This window comes from Cognatilysobacter xinjiangensis (assembly GCF_014651995.1).
Lineage (GTDB): Bacteria > Pseudomonadota > Gammaproteobacteria > Xanthomonadales > Xanthomonadaceae > Cognatilysobacter > Cognatilysobacter xinjiangensis.
Genome location: NZ_BMXY01000001.1, coordinates 1,169,555 through 1,185,235, shown reverse-complemented (window position 1 = coordinate 1,185,235; position 15,681 = coordinate 1,169,555). Strand labels below are relative to the sequence as shown.

Below are 15,681 nucleotides of genomic sequence, written 5' to 3'. Positions count from 1 at the left end.
CCTTTTTGCGCTCGGTCGCTTCGGAGCGCGCGCGGCCCGCCTTGCGGACGCCTACAGCGTCGTCACGACCTCACCGTGGGCGGCTTCCAGTGCGGCGCGCGCGGCGTCCCGTTCCTCCGCCGTGCGCGCGTGAACGACGGCCGCGCTGCGCCCGGCCTGGCAGGCCTCGAGCACCTTCAGGATGTAAAGGTCATGGTCGGGCCGCAGCGTGGCCAGCCCGCCGAGCATCAGGCCGCCCATGGTCGTGAGGAAGACGATCGCGCCGGCCGCCGCCATCGGACTGCTGACGATAAGCGGCAGGCCCGAGCGCCAGAGCGTCCAGAAGATCAGCAAGCCGGCAAGGAAACCCGCGGTGCCGAGCGCCGCATGCGTCTTCAGGAGCACCGACCATATCCCATGGGATTCCGGCTCCAGGCGGCGGCCGGGCCGCCGCGTTTCCGACGTCAGGACGGTCACCTGTTCCGGTGCCAGGCCCAGGCCGGCTTGTACCTGTTCGGCCGCCGAGCGCGCGGTTCCGGCGTCCGCGAAGATTGCGGCCACCTTGTGCGGCGAAATTTCACCCTTGGAAAGGCGCCTACGGGTCATGACGTGCTCCGGGTCGTTCTGTGTCCCGAGTGTCCCTGAAAGGGCGTCTAGGGCCGGTCGATAGCGGTGTGCCTCAGATCGCCCGCGAGAACCTCGGCGCATCGCCCTGCGCGCGATCGAGGTAGGCGTCGAAGCACATCGCTATGTTCCGCAGCAGCAGGCGGCCTTCGGGCGTTGCGACGATGCGCGCCTCCTCGCGGCGTACCAGCCCGTCGGCCTCCAGCGGCCGCAGACGGTCGAGAGCACGGTCGAAATAGACCGCGAAGTCGATGCCATAGCGGCGTTCGAGCGCGCGCACCGGGATCTCGCCCTGGCACATCAGCGCCTGGATAAGGTCCGCGCGCAGCTGGTCGTCCTCGCTCAGGTGCAGGCCGCGGAACACCGGCAGGCGGCCGGCATCGATGGCCGCTTCCCACGACGGCAGGTCGCGCGGGTTCTGGCTGAAGGTCTCGCCGATATGGCTGATCGAGCTGACGCCCAGCCCGACGAGGTCGCTGTCGGCATGCGTCGTGTAACCCATGAAATTGCGATGCAGCCCGCCGCGCGCCTGCGCACGGGCGAGCTCGTCGTCCGGCAGCGCGAAATGGTCCATGCCGATGTAGACGTAGCCCGCCGCCGTCAGCCTGCGGATGGCGAGGACGAGCAGTGCGAGCTTGTCGATGGGGGAGGGCAGGTCGGCATCGTCGATCTGCCGCTGCGGCCGGAACATGGCGGGCAGGTGCGCGTAGCTGTACACCGCGAGCCGCTCCGGCCGGATCGCCAGCACCTCGTCGAGTGTGCGCGCGAAGCCGTCCAGCGTCTGCCGGGGCAAGCCGTAGATCAGGTCGATGTTGACCGAGCGGAAGCCGCCCGCGCGGCAGGCGTCGACCACCGCGCGCGTTTCCTCGACGCTCTGGATGCGGTTCACCGCCGCCTGCACGGCCGGATCGAAGTCCTGCACGCCCAGGCTCGCTCGGTTGAAGCCGATACGCGCCAGCTCGGCGATGCCTTCGGGCTGCACGAAGCGCGGGTCGAGCTCGATCGAGATGTCGCGATCGTCGGCGTCGGTGAAACGGAAATGGCGGCGCAGCGTGTCCACGCAGTCGCCCAGCTGCGCCGGCGCCAGGAAGTTGGGCGTGCCGCCGCCGAAATGCAGCTGGATCGCCTCGCGGTCGGCGGCGAACAGCGGCGCCACCAACTCGATCTCGCGATACAGGCGGGACAGGTAGGTCGCGCCGCGCGAGGCATCGCGGGTGATGATGCGGTTGCAGCCGCAGTAGAAGCAGGGGCTCGCGCAGAACGGCACGTGCACGTAGATCGACAGCCGCCTCGGGATCGGATCGCCGTTGCTGGCCGCGATGGCGGCGCGCAGCTCGGCCTCCCCGAAGCCGTCGTGGAACTGCGGCGCGGTCGGATAGGACGTGTAGCGCGGCCCCGGGCCGCTGTAGCGCTCCAGCAGTCCGCGTTCGACGAGTTGATCGGGTAGGGCCATGGCGCGCCGCCTGCTGTCGGGAAGGACCGACCGGCGTGCGCCGTCATCGGGGCGCGCGTCGCGATCGTGGCCGACACGTTAGCCACGCGGCCGCGAGCGGACTTGATCCGAATCAATCGACGTTCGGCGGGCTGAACGTCGCATGCCTCATCGGCAGCGCCGGGCTGCGGTCAGTCGTGGAGCAGGGCGTCCACGACAGCGGCCGGGGACTTCATCCACGCGAAGTGATCGTCCGCGGTGCCGAGCGCCGCAGCGTCGAGCAGATCGACGCGCGTGCGCGCCGGCGACATCTTCGACACCAGGTAGTCCAGCGAGCTGCGCGGCGCGAGCCAGTCGTGCGCGAGCAGCACGCCGTGCAGCGGCACGGTCACCCTGCGCAGTGGCGCGTCGATGTCGCCGATGCCGCGGGCCGCGTAGCGACCGGTGAGGCCGGTGCGCGACCAGTCGCGGATCACCCCGCACGCCTCGTTGCCGCCGAAGCCGATGCGTCGGCCGGGCAGGGCGCCGAACAGCCGGGCGAGCGCGTCGAGCAGGCGGTAGGTGGGCCTCAGCCAGTGCCGCATCGGCGAGGGAAACGCACGCCAGTAAGGCGCGCCGCTCGCGACCAGCCACAACGCCGACGCCGGTGCAGCCAGCGCCTGCAGGCAGCAGGCGAGCTGCCCGCCGAGGCTGTGTCCGCCCAGCACGTCGACACGCCCGAACGCGTTGCGCGCGGCCTCGACCGTGGCGGGCAGGTCGTCGCGCAGCAGTTCGAGATAGCCCCAGTCCGTGCGACGCGAGGCACGGAGCGAGCTGCTGCCCAGCCCCCGCCATTCATGCACGACGACGGCAATGCCGCGCGATGCGAGCTCGCGCGCGAGCGGCTCGTAGTTGCGCGCCGCCACGCCGAGTGCCGGTACCCATACCAGGCAGCGGTCGACGCGCTCCCCCCGGGCGACCGGAACCTCCCAGCGATGCCCGTCCGCTGCCTCGAGCGGCAGCCAGCGCACGTCCGCGCTCACCGCGCGGCGCCGAAGTGGTCGAGCACGGTCACGTCGCTGCGCCCCGGGCGATAGCCGCGGGCGAGCGCGCGATGCACGTAATCGGTGGCGCGGCCGCAGGCGGTGGACAACGGATGGCCGATGGCCAGATTCGCGGCGATGGCCGAGGCCAGCGTGCAGCCGGTGCCGTGCGCGCGTGCGTCGAGTCGTGCGTGTTCGAAGCGCTCGACGCGGCCGCCCGGCAGCGCCAGCGTGTCGATCACCGCGCCCGGCACCGGCAGATGCCCGCCCTTGAGGAGGACGCCGCGACAGCCGCGCGCCAGCAGCTCGCGCGCGGCGGCGAGCGCGTCGTCCACGTCGGTGATGGGACGGGCCAGCATCGCCTCCGCCTCCGGGACGTTCGGCGTGATCACCGCCGCCATCGGCAGCAGCCGGTCGAGCAACTCGCCGACGGCGGCGGGATCGAGCAGCGCGGCGCCCGACGTCGCGATCATTACCGGGTCGAGCACCAGCGGCACCGGATGCTGGCGCTCAAGCGCGTTCGACACCGCGTGGATGACCTCCGCGTTCGCGAGCATCCCCAACTTCACCGCGCGGATGTCGAAATCGGCGAAGCAGGCGTCGATCTGCTCGGCGATGAAGCCCGGGTCGGTCACCGCGACACCGGTGACGCCGCGCGTGTGCTGCGCGGTGAGCGCGGCGATCGCGCTCAGGCCGTGCACGCCGTGCGCGGCGAAGGTCTTGAGGTCGGCCTGGATGCCGGCGCCGCCGCCGGAGTCCGAGCCGGCGATGGTGAGAACGGATACGGTCACAGCACGTCCGAAGCGAAATCGGCCAGGCGCGAGCGCTCGCCGCGACGCAGCGTGATGTGCGCGCTGTGCGGCCATGCCTTGAAGCGGTCGACGACGTAGGTGAGGCCGGACGTCGTCTCGGTGAGGTACGGCGTGTCGATCTGCTCGAGGTTGCCCAGGCAGACGATCTTGGTGCCGGGGCCCGCGCGGGTGATCAGCGTCTTCATCTGCTTGGGCGTGAGGTTCTGCGCCTCGTCGAGGATCAGATAGCGCGACAGGAACGTGCGCCCGCGCATGAAGTTCATCGAGCGGATCTTGATGCGCGAGGCCAGCAGGTCGTTCGTCGCCGCGCGTCCCCAGCTGCCGCCGTCCTGGTTGCTGGTCAGCACTTCGAGGTTGTCGGTCAGCGCGCCCATCCAGGGCGTCATCTTTTCTTCCTCGGTGCCGGGCAGGAAGCCGATGTCCTCGCCGACGCTGACCGTCGCGCGCGTCATGATGATCTCGCGGTAGATCTGCTGGTCCATGGTCTGCGCGAGGCCGGCCGCCAGCGCGAGCAGGGTCTTTCCGGTGCCCGCGGTGCCGAGCAGCGAGACGAAGTCGACCTCGGGGTTCATCAGCGCGTTGAGCGCGAAGTTCTGCTCGCGATTGCGCGCGGTGATACCCCAGACGGCGTGCTGCTGGTGGCGGTAATCGTCGACGATCTGCAGGCGAACGCGCTGCTCGTCGGCCTCGACCACGCGCAGCTCGGCTTCCTCGTCGCCCGGCAGGTGCAGGAACTGGTTCGCGTACCAGTCCTCGTTATCGCCGCGCGCCACTTCGTAATAGGTGCGGCCGCGCTCGGTCCACGAACGCATGCCCTTGCCGTGCAGCGCCCAGAAGTCCTCGGGGAGCTGGGTGACGCCGGTGTAGAGCAGGTCGAGGTCGGACAGCGCGCGGTCGTTCTCGTAGTCCTCCGACCGTAGACCGGCGATCGCGGCCTTGATGCGCAGATTGATGTCCTTCGACACCAGCACGACATCGTGCTGCGACTCGCGCGTCTGCAGTGCCTCGACCGCGCCGAGGATCGCGTTGTCCGCGATCGCCGCACCGAAGCGCGGGGCGATCTCGTCGGGGCGGGTCTGGAAGCGCAGGCGGCCCACGCTCTGCGCGCCACGCAGGTTCAGGCCTTCCGGCTGCACCAACGGCACGCCGGCGGTCAGCGCCTCGTTGCCGTGCGACTGGATCAGCTCGTTGAGATAGCGGCTCGCCTGCCGCGCGTTGCGGCTGGCCTCGGACGTGCCTTTCTTGCCCCGGTCCAGCTCCTCGATGACCGTCATCGGGAGATACACATCGTGTTCTTCGAACCGGAACAACGCGGTCGGGTCGTGCATCAGGACGTTGGTGTCCAGCACGTAGATCCGCTTGCCTGCCGTCATCTGCCGCTCCGTGATGCGCGCCTGTCGCGCGCCGACAGCGCACCATAGCGCCGGGGGAACGGCGGGTGAAGACGCCTCAGCCGCCCTGCAGCTCCCGCAGGCAGGCAAGCACCGCGTCCGCATGGCCGGCGACCTTCACCGGGCGCCAGGCATGCGCCACGCGGCCGTCGGGGTCGACGAGGAACGTACTGCGCTCGATGCCCACGTACTCGCGGCCGTAGAGCTTCTTCGGCTTGATGACGTCGAAGGCCTCGCAGAGCGCGCCATCGGCATCGCTGACGAGGTCGAACCGGAAGCCCTGCTTGGCACAGAAGTTCCGGTGCGATCGGATCGAGTCTCGCGAAACGCCCAGCACCGTCGCGCCCGCCGCGTCGAACTGCGGCAGCAGCGCATTGAAGTCGAGCCCCTCGGTCGTGCAGCCGGGGGTGCTGTCCTTGGGATAGAAGTAGAGGACCAGCCAACGGCCGCGGTAATCCGCGAGCGAGCGGGTCTCGCCGCTGGACAGCACGAGGGGCAGGGCGGGAACGGTGTCGCCGATGTCGATCGCCATCGCTACCTCAGAACTTCATCGGATCCATGATCGCGTCGAGGTTCAGGTGGTCGCAGAACTCTAGGAAGTCGTCGCGCAGCGCCGCGATGTGCATGCTCGAGGGCACGCCGATCGTGAGCTGCGCGGAGAACATGTCGGCGCCCGTCTGCATCGCGCGGTAGCGAGAGCAGTGCAGGGTTTCGATAGTGATGCCCTGGCGGTCGAAGAAATCGGCGAGCTGGAACAGGATGCCTGGCTTGTCCGCGGCAACCACTTCGACCACGTACGGCAGCAGGTTCGACTGCACGGGCTTCGGGCCCGTGCGGTACCACACGAGCTTCAGGCCTTCTTCACGCTCCAGCCGCGTCAGCATCGCTTCGAGCTTGGCCACCGAATCCCAGGAGCCCACGGCGAGGGCGGTCACCGAGACGTCGCGGCCGACGGTCGAAAGGCGCGCGTCCACCATGTTGCAACCACTGTCGGCGATGCGCCGGGTGACGGTCAGCAGCGGCGATGCCGGATGCGTGGTGTACGCATTGATCAGCAGATGGTTTTCGTTCGGCGACGGCCGGGTAGCGGAGTCGGTCAAGGCGGCGCCTGCGATCGAAAGGAGGGGAAATCCGGCGAAATGCCGGCGAAATGCCCGCAGTGCGGGCCCGACAGGATACTTGCCGCCGGTTTTTGGCCGCAAGTAACATCCGGGCGCGCATACTGCGCGTCCCCAACCGACAGTCCGCGCCCAGCGGAGGCCCTCCTTGCGACTCAGCGGCAGCATCACAGCGCTCGCCACGCCTTTCGACGCGTCCGGCGAGCTCGATCTCGACGCCTGGCAGCGGCTGTTGCGACAGCAGCTCGACGCCGGCATCCAGGGCATCGTCGTTGCCGGTTCCACCGGCGAGGCGGCCGCGCTGCTGGATCCCGAATACGACCTGCTGCTGCGCACGGCGGTGGAGACCGTCGGCGGCCGCATTCCGGTACTCGCCGGCACCGGCCAGTCCAATACGCTCAAGACGATCGAAACAACTCGCCGCGCCGCCGCCCTCGGCGCCGATGCCGCGCTGGTGGTAACACCGCCCTACGTGCGCCCGACCCAGGCCGGCTTGGTCGCGCACTACCGCGCCGTTGCCAACGACGCCTCGTTGCCGGTCGTGCTCTACAACGTGCCCGGCCGCACCGGCTGCGACATGCTCCCGGAGACGGTCGCCGAGCTCGCCGGGCATCCGCGCATCGTGGGCATCAAGGAAGCGAAGAACGAAGCCGAGCGCATGACCGCGCTGCTTGCACTTCGCGACGATGGCTTCGCCGTGCTCAGCGGCGACGATCCGACCGCCTGCCGCGCGATGCTGCAGGGCGCCGACGGCGTCATTTCGGTGGCCTCCAACGTCGTTCCCGGCATGTTCCGCCGCCTCTGCGACCTCGCACGCTCGCGCGACGCATCGGCGTCCGAGGTCGACGCACGCATGGTGGACCTGTACGAATTCCTCGGCGTCGAGCCCAATCCCATCCCGGTGAAGGCGCTGCTCGCGCGCTTGGGCATCGGGCAGGGGCTGCGCCTGCCGCTCACCGATCTTTCCGCGGCGCATGCCGACGCGGCCACCCGTTTCGCCGGGCTCGTCCAGCAGCTCGAAAACGCCTGCCGCGATGCCCACGCGGCCTGAACCCGGAGCTTCCATGTCCAAGTCGTCCCTCCTCCTGCGCGCCTCGCTGCTGGCCGTCATCGTCGCCACCACGGCATCCGGCTGCGGCTGGCTCAACCGCACCTCCAAGCTCTACGCGGGCCCCGCCGAGTCGCGCCCGCTGGAAGTGCCGCCGGATCTCGACGTCGCCTCCGCCAGCACCAATACGGCTAGCAGCGCCACTGCCGCCGGCACGCAGCAGGCCGCCTCGCAGGCGTCCGCGCTCGGCTTCACCGTCGCCGGCACGCGCGACGAGGTGTTCGCCAAGGTCGGCGATGCGCTGGCCAAGGTGCCGGGCGCCGTGATCGCGAACCGCGCGCCCCTGATCGGCGCCTATGACGTGAACTACGGCGGCTCGAATTTCCTCGTGCGCGTGAGCACGGGCGAGAACGGCAGCTACGTCGCGGCCGTCGACCCGCGCGGCCTGCCGGCGACGGGTGAGGCGGCCAAGCGCCTGGTCGGCGCGCTGAAGGCCTCGCTGGCGCCCTGATCGTCGCCACTGCCGCAAAAGACAACGGGCGCCGAAGGGCGCCCGTTCTCGTTCATGCCGTCGGCGATCAGCGCTCGAGCAGCGGCAGCTTGTCGGGCTTGCCTTCCCAGTCCTTCGCGTCGGGCAGGCCGTCCTTGCGCGCGGTGATCGCCGGCCACGCCTTCGACAGCTCCGCGTTGAGCGCGATGAAGGCTTCCTGGCCGGCGGGCACGTCGTCCTCCGGATAGATCGCGTTGATCGGGCACTCGGGTTCGCAGAGCGTGCAGTCGATGCACTCGTCCGGATCGATTACGAGGAAGTTGGGGCCCTCGCGGAAACAGTCGACCGGGCAGACCTCGACGCAGTCGGTGTACTTGCACTTGATGCAGTTCTCGGTGACGACGAAGGGCATGTCGTTGCTTCCGTGGGCCGTGGCCGGCTTCGCCGGCGCCTAAACGAAACAACCCGCGCATCGCTGCACGGGTTGCCGGTGTCGCCTGTCGCATCGAAGCGCCGGGCCGTGTATGGCGCTCCCTACGGGATTCGAACCCGTGTTTTAGCCTTGAGAGGGCCACGTCCTAGGCCTCTAGACGAAGGGAGCAGAGGTGTTCGCCGGAAGCTCCGTCCGGCGCGGCGTGTAGTATAGGCGGGCTCACTGTCCCGCGGCAATGGGCGCACCTCCACTTCGCGGCCATGCCCGCTGATGACCGACGATTCCGACGCCGCCCTGACCATCATTCCCCGCGACGCGCACAATGTTTCGCGCCGCGACATCAGCCCGAATGCCCTGCGCGTGCTGTATCGCCTGCGCGAAGCGGGCTTCGGGGCCTACCTCGTCGGCGGCGCCGTGCGCGACCTGCTGATCGGCGGCCACCCGAAGGATTTCGACGTCGCGACCAATGCGACGCCCGAGCAGATCCGTGGGCTGTTCCGTAATTGCCGCCTGATCGGCCGCCGCTTCCGCCTCGCGCACGTCGTGTTCGGCCGCGAGATCATCGAGGTGGCCACGTTCCGCGCCAACCAGGTTGAAGAGGACGGCGTGGAGGCGCACGAGGTCGAGGCCGTGCTGCGCGACAACGTCTTCGGTTCGATCGACGACGATGCAGTGCGTCGCGACTTCACCGCCAACGCGCTCTATTACTCGATCGAGGATTTCTCGATCCGCGACTACGTCGGCGGCTTCGCCGACGTGCAGGCGCGCGTGCTCAAGCTGATCGGCGATCCGGAGCGTCGCTATCGCGAAGACCCCGTGCGCATGCTGCGCGCGGTCCGGCTGTCCGCGAAGCTCGGCTTCACCATCGACGCCGCCACGGCCGAGCCGATTCCGCGCCTCGCACCGCTGCTGCGCGAGGCCGCGCCGGCGCGCCTGTTCGAGGAATGCCTGAAGCTGTTCCTGTCCGGCCACGGAGTGCAGAGCTTCCTGGGCATGGAGTCGCACGGCCTGCTCGACGTGATGTTCCCCGAAGCCGCGGCCGCGCTGCGCTCCAACCGCAGCGGTGCGCTGCGTCGCATGGTGCTGAAGGGCCTTGCCGATACCGATGCACGCGTGGCGGCGGACGAGCCGGTCTCGCCGGCATTCCTGTTCGCGCTGCTGCTGTGGCCGGCGTACTGCCGCTCGCTCGCCCGCCTTCAGGCGGACGGCGTGCATCAGCCGGAAGCGCAGCAGCGCGCGGCCGATCGCGTCACGCTGCACGAGATGGACGTGATCGCGCTGCCGCGCCGCTTCTCGCTGCCGATGCAGGAGATATGGCTGCTGCAGCCGCGCTTCGCGCAGCGACAACGCCGCCGCGTGTTCCGGCTGCTCGCGCATCCGCGTTTCCGCGCTGCCTTCGATTTCCTCGTGCTGCGGCTGACCGCGTCGGACGAGCATGCCGCCGACGTCGAGTTCTGGCGCGAGGTGCAGCAGCATCCGGAAGCGGCCGTGTCCTCGGCCGAGGCCGCGCCGGGGCTGGACGAGGCCGGCGCACCGCGGCGTCGCAGGCGTCGTCGTCGCGCCTCCGGCGGCACGGGAGAGTGAGCGCGCCGGTCCGGGCCTACATCGGGCTCGGTGCCAACCTGGGCGAGGCCGCCTGCAGCGTCGAAAACGCCATCGCGCGCCTTGCTGCAAAGGCGGGGTTGGCTCTGGTCGCCCGCTCACAGCTGTACCGCACACCCGCTTGGGGCGTGATCGAGCAGCCGGACTTCATCAACGCCGTCGCCTGCGTGGACACCACGCTGTCGGCCAACGACCTTCTGTACCTGCTGCTCGACATCGAGCGCGACGCGGGCCGCGATCGCGCGGCCGAGCGGCGCTGGGGGCCGCGCGCGCTGGACCTCGACCTGCTGCTTTACGGCGACCGACGCATCGACGCGCCGGGACTGCGCGTGCCACATCCGCATCTCCACGAGCGGGCCTTCGTGCTCGTGCCGTTGGCCGAGATTGCACCCCGACTGGTGCTGGACGGCCACGGGCCGATCGCTGCGTTGCTGGACCGCATGGCGACCGGCGACATCGAGGCGCTACGCTAGCCGCATGTACGCGAACGCCGCCGGCGATACGTCGCCCGTCACCCTTCCGCAGCTGCTGCAGGCACGCCGCGAAGGCCGCCGCCTGACCATGCTCACCTGCTACGACGCCGGCTTCGCCCGCGCGATCGACGCCGCGGGCGTCGACATGGTGCTGGTCGGCGACTCGCTCGGCATGGTGGTGCAGGGCCACGACAGCACGCTGCCGGTCACGGTCGACGACATTGCATATCACACCGCCTGCGTCGCCCGCGGCCTGCACCGCGCCTTCCTGCTCGCCGACCTGCCGTTCCAGGCTGATGCGAGCACGTCCAGCGCGCTCGAGGCGTCCACACGCCTGCTACGCGCGGGTGCCGCGATGGTCAAGATCGAGGGCGCCGGCTTCAAGCTCGACGTGATCCGGCATCTGGTAGAACGCGAGATTCCGGTCTGTGCGCACCTGGGCCTGACGCCGCAATCGGTGCTGCGCCTCGGCGGTTACCGCGTGCAGGGCAGGGGCGACGAGGCCGCGCAGCGCCTGCTCGACGATGCGCGCGCGGTCGAAGCCGCCGGCGCGTCGGTGCTCGTGCTCGAATGCGTACCTTGGGCGTTGGCGCAGCGCATCACCGAAGCGGTATCGATTCCCACCATCGGCATCGGTGCAGGCGCAGCGTGCACGGGACAGGTGCTGGTGCTGCACGACATGCTCGGCCTTCGCCATGGCCGGCAGCCCCGTTTCGTCAAGGATTTCCTCGCCGCCGGCGGCAGCGTGTCGGGCGCGTTCGAGGCCTATGTGCGCGAAGTGCGCGAGGGCACGTTCCCCGCGCCCGAACACGGATACTGAGAATGACCACCGTCATCGACGAGCTCGATCGCCTGCGCGCGACCGTGCGCGAGTGGAAGCGCGCGGGCGAGCGGGTGGCCTTCGTGCCGACCATGGGCAACCTCCACGCCGGGCATTTCTCGCTGGTGCGGCTCGCGCGCGAGCATGCCGACCGCGTCGTCGCCAGCGTTTTCGTCAATCCGACCCAGTTCGGCCCGAACGAGGATTTCGCGCGCTATCCGCGCACGCCCGAGCGCGACGCGCAGGGCCTGGAGGAAGCCGGCTGCGACGTTCTCTGGATGCCTTCCGTCGAGACCATGTATCCGTTCGGCGTCGACGGCGCCGTGCGCGTACGGGTGCCCGGTGTCACTGACGTGCTCGAGGGTGCGCATCGCCCCGGGCACTTCGACGGCGTCGCGACCGTGGTCGCACGGCTCTTCCTGCAGGTGCAGCCGGACATCGCCGTCTTCGGGCGCAAGGACTACCAGCAGCTGGCGGTGATCCGCTACCTGGTGCGCGAGATGTCGTTCCCGATCGAGATCGTGCCGGCGGACACCCGGCGCGAGGACGACGGGCTGGCGATGAGCTCGCGCAACCAGTACCTGTCGGAGGACGAGCGCGCCCGAGCGGTCGCCATCCACCGGGTGCTGGGCAGGATGCGCGATGGCGCGGTGGCGGGACGGTCCGTTGCCGATATCGAAGCCGACGCCGCGGCCGAGCTTGGCGGCGAGGGCTTCGACGTCGACTACGCGGTGCTCAGGCGTCGCGACTTCCAGGCCGCCGAGGCCGGTGACCGCGAGCTGGTGGCGCTCGTCGCCGCCCGCATCGGCCGTACCCGCTTGATCGACAACCTCGAGTTCGAACGGCCGCCAAGCGCCTGATCCGCCTCATGTTGCAGCGCGCCATGCGCTGCTAGACTTCCTTTCCCCATCGTCCGCGACCCTAGGGTCGAGCCTGCCGCCATGCTCCTCAATCTGCTCAAGGCCAAGATCCACCGCGCGACCGTGACCCACGCCGAGCTGCATTACGAAGGCTCCTGCGCGATCGACGGTCGCCTGCTCGACATCTCCGGCATCCGCGAGTACGAGCAGATCCACATCTGGAACGTCAACCAGGGCACGCGCTTCGTGACCTATGCGATCCGCGCGGAGGAAGGCAGCGGCACCATCTCGGTGAACGGCGCCGCGGCGCACCTCGCCGCGATCGGTGACCTCGTCATCATCGCCGCCTATGGACAATGCGACGAGGCGGAGGCCGCGAAGTTCAAGCCGACGTGCGTCTACGTCGATCGCGACAATCGCCTGACCCACACCAACCAGTCGATTCCCGCACAGGCCGCATAACGCATGCTGATCGCAGACCGCCTCAGCCCGTTGCGTGCCGAGGCGGCGCGTGTCAGCCGGACATCACTGCGCAGCCTCGTCACCGACGACCCCGACCGCTCCCGCGACTTCGCGTTGCGCGTCGGCCCGATCCACGCCAGCTTCGCCCGCCAGCGCTACGATCGCGGCGCGCTCGAAGCCCTGTTTCAGCTCGGCGAATCGCTCGATTTCACCGCCTGCCTGCGCGCGCTGTTCGGCGGCGAGCAGGTCAATGTCACCGAGAAGCGGCCCGCGCTGCATACGGCGCTGCGCGGCGACCTGGGCGATACGCCGGTCGCGCGCGAGTCGCAGGGCGCGGCCCGCGATGCGCGCGCCCGCATGCGGGCGGTTGTCGACGCGATTACCGCGTCCGGCGTGACGGACGTGGTCAGCGTCGGCATCGGTGGTTCCGACCTCGGGCCGCGACTCGCGGTGGACGCGCTGGTGCCGCCCGGCGGCGGGCGCATCCGTGTGCACTTTCTCTCGAACGTAGATGGCCACGCCGCGCAGCGCGTGCTCGCCGGCCTCGATCCGTCGCGGACGGTGGCCTCGCTGATTTCCAAGAGTTTCGGCACGCAGGAGACACTGCTCAACGGGCAAGTGCTGCGCGACTGGCTCGGTGACGACGCCCGGCTGTACGCGATCAGCGCGAACGGCGCGCGCGCGGCGGAGTTCGGCATTCCGGCCGAGCGCATCCTGCCGATGTGGGACTGGGTCGGCGGGCGCTATTCGATGTGGTCGGCGGTCGGCCTGCCGATCGCGATCGCCATCGGTATGGATGGCTTCGAAGCGATGCTCGCGGGCGCTGCGGAGATGGACGCGCATGTCCTCGCCGAGCCCGTGCGCCGCAATCTTGCGGCCTGGCATGCGCTGACGTCGGTGTGGAACCGAAACGCGCTCGAGTTCGCGAGCCATGCGGTGCTTCCCTACGACGAGCGCCTTCGCCTGCTGCCGAACTACCTGCAACAGCTGGTGATGGAGAGCCTTGGCAAGTCCGTGCGGATCGACGGCGCCGATGTCGGCGTCGACACCGTGCCCGTGTGGTGGGGCGGCCCTGGTACCGACACGCAGCACAGCTTTTTCCAGGCGCTGCACCAGGGCACGATGATCGTGCCGAGCGACTTCATCGGTGTCGTGCGCCCGGATTCGCCGTACCGTGGCAACCACGAGGCGCTACTGTCGAACCTGCTCGGCCAGAGCGAGGCCTTCGCGAACGGGCAGGACAGCGACGATCCGCACCGGCGCTATGCGGGCGGTCGGCCGAGCACGGTATTCCTGCTCGATGCGCTCACCCCGCACGCACTCGGCGCGCTCATCGCGATGTACGAGCACAGCGTCTACCTGCAGTCGGCGGTCTGGGGCATTAATGCCTTCGACCAGTTCGGCGTGGAGCTCGGCAAGCAGATCGCGAACACCCTGCTGCCGGCCGTTCGCGGCGAGTCGGAAGCGGGCGACCCGGTCACGCAGGCGCTACTGGCGGAGCTTCGCGCCCGCGGCTGACGCTCACCGCGCCGGCTTGGGCGCCCGGGGCGTGGTACGAGGCTTCGATGTCTTCCTCGACGTGGCCTTCTCCGGCGGGACATCGCCCGCGGGCGACGTAGGGGGCCGGCGGGGAGCCTTACGCGGCTTCGGCGCAGGAAGTGCGTCGGCCGTCGCGTCGAGCACGCGCGCCAGCCATTCGCCGTCGTCCCACAGGTCGGGCGCGAGCCGCAGATACAGCTTCGCGCCGGGGTAGGGCGGGCCGAACTGCAGCGGCGTCGCGGCCTCGATCACTGCGCGTCCGGCGGGCGTGTCCTTCAGGAACAGCACGTCGTCGCAGACGAACGCGACGGGATTGGCCTCGCGATAGAGGCAGTACTCGCCGAACATCCGTTTGGTCGAATACGCGCCGCGACGGCGGCCGAGCTGGTCGAGCAGGAAGTCGATGGTGCCGGGATCGGTGGCCATGCAGCGCTCCTCGATTCGGATTCGTTCTAGACGGACGGGTCTGTCGAACGTGACGCGCTGCGCTGCGCATGCTGCTGCAGCCCCCAATCTACCGCTTCGCGAACGACGGGATCGTCCGCCTCGCGACGCGTCTGCAGTGCCGTCAGCACGGCCGGCGTCGTAGGCGCATTGCCGAGCGCGATCGCGATATTGCGCAGCCAGCGCGAGTGGCCGCTGCGGCGGATCGCCGTGCCCTCGGTGCGGCGCAGGAACTCGTCCTCGTTCCAGGCGAACAGCTCCGGCAGCGTGGCCGTGTCGAGGGCGTTGCGTGCGCGGAAATCCGGCTCGTCGGTGCGTCGCGCGAACTTGTTCCATGGACACACGAGCTGGCAGTCGTCGCAGCCGAAGATGCGGTTGCCGATCAGCGGACGCAGCGCCGGATCGATCGGCCCCTCGTGTTCGATCGTGAGATAGGAAATGCAGCGGCGCGCGTCGAGGCGGTGCGGGCCGACGATCGCCTGCGTCGGGCAGATGTCGATGCAGCGCGTGCAGGTGCCGCAGTGCGCGGTGGCGGGCGGATCGACCGGAAGCGGAATATCGACGTAGATCTCACCGAGGAAGAACCACGAGCCGCCGTCGCGATCGATCAGGCAGGTGTGCTTGCCGATCCAGCCGAGCCCCGCATTGCGTGCGAGCGCACGCTCGAGCACCGGTGCGGAATCGACGAAGACGCGATGGCCGAACGGCCCGATCTCGTCCGCGATGCGGTCGGCCAGCTTCTGCAGGCGGTTGCGCATCAGCTTGTGGTAGTCGCGGCCGAGCGCGTAGCGGGCGACGTAGGCGCGCTCGCCGTCCTCGAGCGTGGCCCAGGCCTCCTGGTCGTCGCGCCGCCCGTAGTCCAGGCCGACGCTGATCACGCGCAGGGTTCCCGGCAGGAGCTCGGCGGGGCGCGAGCGCTTGCTGCCATGGCGCGCCATCCAGTCCATGGTTCCGTGCAGGCCGCGATCGAGCCAGTCGAGGAGGAAGGGCTCGTCGCCGGACAGGTCCACGTCGCTTATGCCGCAGCGCTGGAAGCCCATCTCGCGCGCGAGCCCGCGCACCCGCGCACAGACGGCGGCGAGGTCGACGGTCGCGTCGGACACGGCGGCGGGGCTCATCGCGCAAGTATAGA

At 69.6% G+C, this 15,681-nt stretch carries 18 protein-coding genes and 1 tRNA gene; 8 read left to right on the top strand and 11 right to left on the bottom strand.

Annotated features, from left to right (window positions below; all coding sequences use genetic code 11):
- Positions 1-51: 51 nt before the first annotated feature.
- From IE066_RS05530 to IE066_RS05500, 7 genes are all read right to left on the bottom strand, one after another.
- A complete protein-coding gene (locus tag IE066_RS05530) occupies positions 52-585 on the bottom strand; it encodes a hypothetical protein (RefSeq protein WP_189447579.1) in 534 nt (177 codons plus the stop codon).
- 73 nt (positions 586-658) lie between these two features.
- Positions 659-2,056, bottom strand: coding sequence for an oxygen-independent coproporphyrinogen III oxidase (hemN, locus tag IE066_RS05525; RefSeq protein ID WP_189447577.1), 1,398 nt, complete (start codon positions 2,054-2,056; stop codon positions 659-661).
- A gap of 170 nt (positions 2,057-2,226) precedes the next feature.
- Positions 2,227-3,057, bottom strand: a complete 831-nt coding sequence (locus IE066_RS05520; protein WP_229790674.1) for an alpha/beta hydrolase family protein — start codon at positions 3,055-3,057, stop codon at positions 2,227-2,229.
- Positions 3,054-3,848: a bifunctional hydroxymethylpyrimidine kinase/phosphomethylpyrimidine kinase gene (thiD, locus tag IE066_RS05515; protein WP_229790673.1), complete on the bottom strand. Its 795-nt coding sequence runs from the start codon at positions 3,846-3,848 to the stop codon at positions 3,054-3,056. The genes IE066_RS05520 and thiD overlap by 4 nt, the downstream gene beginning before the upstream one ends.
- Entirely contained in the window at positions 3,845-5,242 is a 1,398-nt protein-coding gene (locus IE066_RS05510) for a PhoH family protein (RefSeq protein WP_189447573.1), read from the bottom strand. The genes thiD and IE066_RS05510 overlap by 4 nt, the downstream gene beginning before the upstream one ends.
- A gap of 76 nt (positions 5,243-5,318) precedes the next feature.
- Positions 5,319-5,792 carry a peroxiredoxin gene (locus tag IE066_RS05505; protein ID WP_189447571.1) on the bottom strand — a complete coding sequence of 158 codons (474 nt, stop codon included), beginning with the start codon at positions 5,790-5,792 and terminating at the stop codon, positions 5,319-5,321.
- 7 nt (positions 5,793-5,799) lie between these two features.
- A complete protein-coding gene (locus IE066_RS05500; protein WP_189448838.1) occupies positions 5,800-6,375 on the bottom strand; it encodes a glycine cleavage system transcriptional repressor in 576 nt (191 codons plus the stop codon).
- 151 nt (positions 6,376-6,526) lie between these two features.
- Between IE066_RS05500 and dapA the strand changes: the two genes are divergently transcribed.
- Together dapA and IE066_RS05490 are read left to right on the top strand one after the other, a co-directional pair.
- Complete coding sequence (gene dapA / locus IE066_RS05495) at positions 6,527-7,429, top strand: 4-hydroxy-tetrahydrodipicolinate synthase (protein WP_189447569.1); 903 nt, start codon at positions 6,527-6,529, stop codon at positions 7,427-7,429.
- Between the two features lie 13 nt (positions 7,430-7,442).
- On the top strand, positions 7,443-7,937 hold the full coding sequence (locus IE066_RS05490; protein WP_189447567.1) for a hypothetical protein: 495 nt from the start codon (positions 7,443-7,445) through the stop codon (positions 7,935-7,937).
- A gap of 67 nt (positions 7,938-8,004) precedes the next feature.
- Here the strand turns inward: IE066_RS05490 and fdxA are convergent, their stop codons facing one another.
- Together fdxA and IE066_RS05480 are read right to left on the bottom strand one after the other, a co-directional pair.
- Complete coding sequence (fdxA, locus tag IE066_RS05485) at positions 8,005-8,328, bottom strand: ferredoxin FdxA (RefSeq protein WP_189447565.1); 324 nt, start codon at positions 8,326-8,328, stop codon at positions 8,005-8,007.
- 113 nt (positions 8,329-8,441) lie between these two features.
- Positions 8,442-8,517, bottom strand: a tRNA-Glu gene (locus IE066_RS05480).
- A gap of 102 nt (positions 8,518-8,619) precedes the next feature.
- Here IE066_RS05480 and pcnB point away from each other — a divergent pair.
- The 6 genes from pcnB to pgi all read left to right on the top strand — a co-directional run bounded on the left by pcnB (position 8,620) and on the right by pgi (position 14,084).
- Complete coding sequence (gene pcnB / locus IE066_RS05475) at positions 8,620-9,933, top strand: polynucleotide adenylyltransferase PcnB (protein ID WP_189447563.1); 1,314 nt, start codon at positions 8,620-8,622, stop codon at positions 9,931-9,933.
- Positions 9,930-10,424: a 2-amino-4-hydroxy-6-hydroxymethyldihydropteridine diphosphokinase gene (gene folK, locus IE066_RS05470; protein WP_189447561.1), complete on the top strand. Its 495-nt coding sequence runs from the start codon at positions 9,930-9,932 to the stop codon at positions 10,422-10,424. Before pcnB ends, folK begins: the two co-directional genes overlap by 4 nt.
- Before the next feature lie 4 nt (positions 10,425-10,428).
- Positions 10,429-11,244 carry a 3-methyl-2-oxobutanoate hydroxymethyltransferase gene (gene panB / locus IE066_RS05465; RefSeq protein WP_189447560.1) on the top strand — a complete coding sequence of 272 codons (816 nt, stop codon included), beginning with the start codon at positions 10,429-10,431 and terminating at the stop codon, positions 11,242-11,244.
- A gap of 2 nt (positions 11,245-11,246) precedes the next feature.
- Positions 11,247-12,104: a pantoate--beta-alanine ligase gene (panC, locus tag IE066_RS05460; protein WP_189447558.1), complete on the top strand. Its 858-nt coding sequence runs from the start codon at positions 11,247-11,249 to the stop codon at positions 12,102-12,104.
- 81 nt (positions 12,105-12,185) lie between these two features.
- Entirely contained in the window at positions 12,186-12,566 is a 381-nt protein-coding gene (gene panD, locus IE066_RS05455) for an aspartate 1-decarboxylase (RefSeq protein ID WP_189447556.1), read from the top strand.
- 3 nt (positions 12,567-12,569) lie between these two features.
- Positions 12,570-14,084 carry a glucose-6-phosphate isomerase gene (gene pgi, locus IE066_RS05450; RefSeq protein WP_189447555.1) on the top strand — a complete coding sequence of 505 codons (1,515 nt, stop codon included), beginning with the start codon at positions 12,570-12,572 and terminating at the stop codon, positions 14,082-14,084.
- Between the two features lie 3 nt (positions 14,085-14,087).
- Here the strand turns inward: pgi and IE066_RS05445 are convergent, their stop codons facing one another.
- Both IE066_RS05445 and queG read right to left on the bottom strand, forming a co-directional pair.
- Positions 14,088-14,531: a TfoX/Sxy family protein gene (locus IE066_RS05445; protein WP_189447552.1), complete on the bottom strand. Its 444-nt coding sequence runs from the start codon at positions 14,529-14,531 to the stop codon at positions 14,088-14,090.
- Between the two features lie 26 nt (positions 14,532-14,557).
- Positions 14,558-15,667 (bottom strand): tRNA epoxyqueuosine(34) reductase QueG, encoded by a 1,110-nt coding sequence (gene queG, locus IE066_RS05440; RefSeq protein WP_189447550.1) that lies wholly within the window; start codon positions 15,665-15,667, stop codon positions 14,558-14,560.
- Positions 15,668-15,681 lie beyond the last annotated feature (14 nt).

What these genes read in the sequence shown, in the direction of transcription:
- panD (WP_189447556.1), top strand. Translation starts at nt 12,186, where the DNA reads ATGCTCCTCAATCTGCTCAAGGCCAAGATCCACCGCGCGACCGTGACC.
- pcnB (WP_189447563.1), top strand. Translation starts at nt 8,620, where the DNA reads ATGACCGACGATTCCGACGCCGCCCTGACCATCATTCCCCGCGACGCG.
- IE066_RS05445 (WP_189447552.1), bottom strand. Translation starts at nt 14,531, where the DNA reads ATGGCCACCGATCCCGGCACCATCGACTTCCTGCTCGACCAGCTCGGC.
- IE066_RS05490 (WP_189447567.1), top strand. Translation starts at nt 7,443, where the DNA reads ATGTCCAAGTCGTCCCTCCTCCTGCGCGCCTCGCTGCTGGCCGTCATC.
- IE066_RS05505 (WP_189447571.1), bottom strand. Translation starts at nt 5,792, where the DNA reads ATGGCGATCGACATCGGCGACACCGTTCCCGCCCTGCCCCTCGTGCTG.
- panC (WP_189447558.1), top strand. Translation starts at nt 11,247, where the DNA reads ATGACCACCGTCATCGACGAGCTCGATCGCCTGCGCGCGACCGTGCGC.
- pgi (WP_189447555.1), top strand. Translation starts at nt 12,570, where the DNA reads ATGCTGATCGCAGACCGCCTCAGCCCGTTGCGTGCCGAGGCGGCGCGT.
- hemN (WP_189447577.1), bottom strand. Translation starts at nt 2,056, where the DNA reads ATGGCCCTACCCGATCAACTCGTCGAACGCGGACTGCTGGAGCGCTAC.
- queG (WP_189447550.1), bottom strand. Translation starts at nt 15,667, where the DNA reads ATGAGCCCCGCCGCCGTGTCCGACGCGACCGTCGACCTCGCCGCCGTC.
- IE066_RS05530 (WP_189447579.1), bottom strand. Translation starts at nt 585, where the DNA reads ATGACCCGTAGGCGCCTTTCCAAGGGTGAAATTTCGCCGCACAAGGTG.
- IE066_RS05510 (WP_189447573.1), bottom strand. Translation starts at nt 5,242, where the DNA reads ATGACGGCAGGCAAGCGGATCTACGTGCTGGACACCAACGTCCTGATG.
- panB (WP_189447560.1), top strand. Translation starts at nt 10,429, where the DNA reads ATGTACGCGAACGCCGCCGGCGATACGTCGCCCGTCACCCTTCCGCAG.
- fdxA (WP_189447565.1), bottom strand. Translation starts at nt 8,328, where the DNA reads ATGCCCTTCGTCGTCACCGAGAACTGCATCAAGTGCAAGTACACCGAC.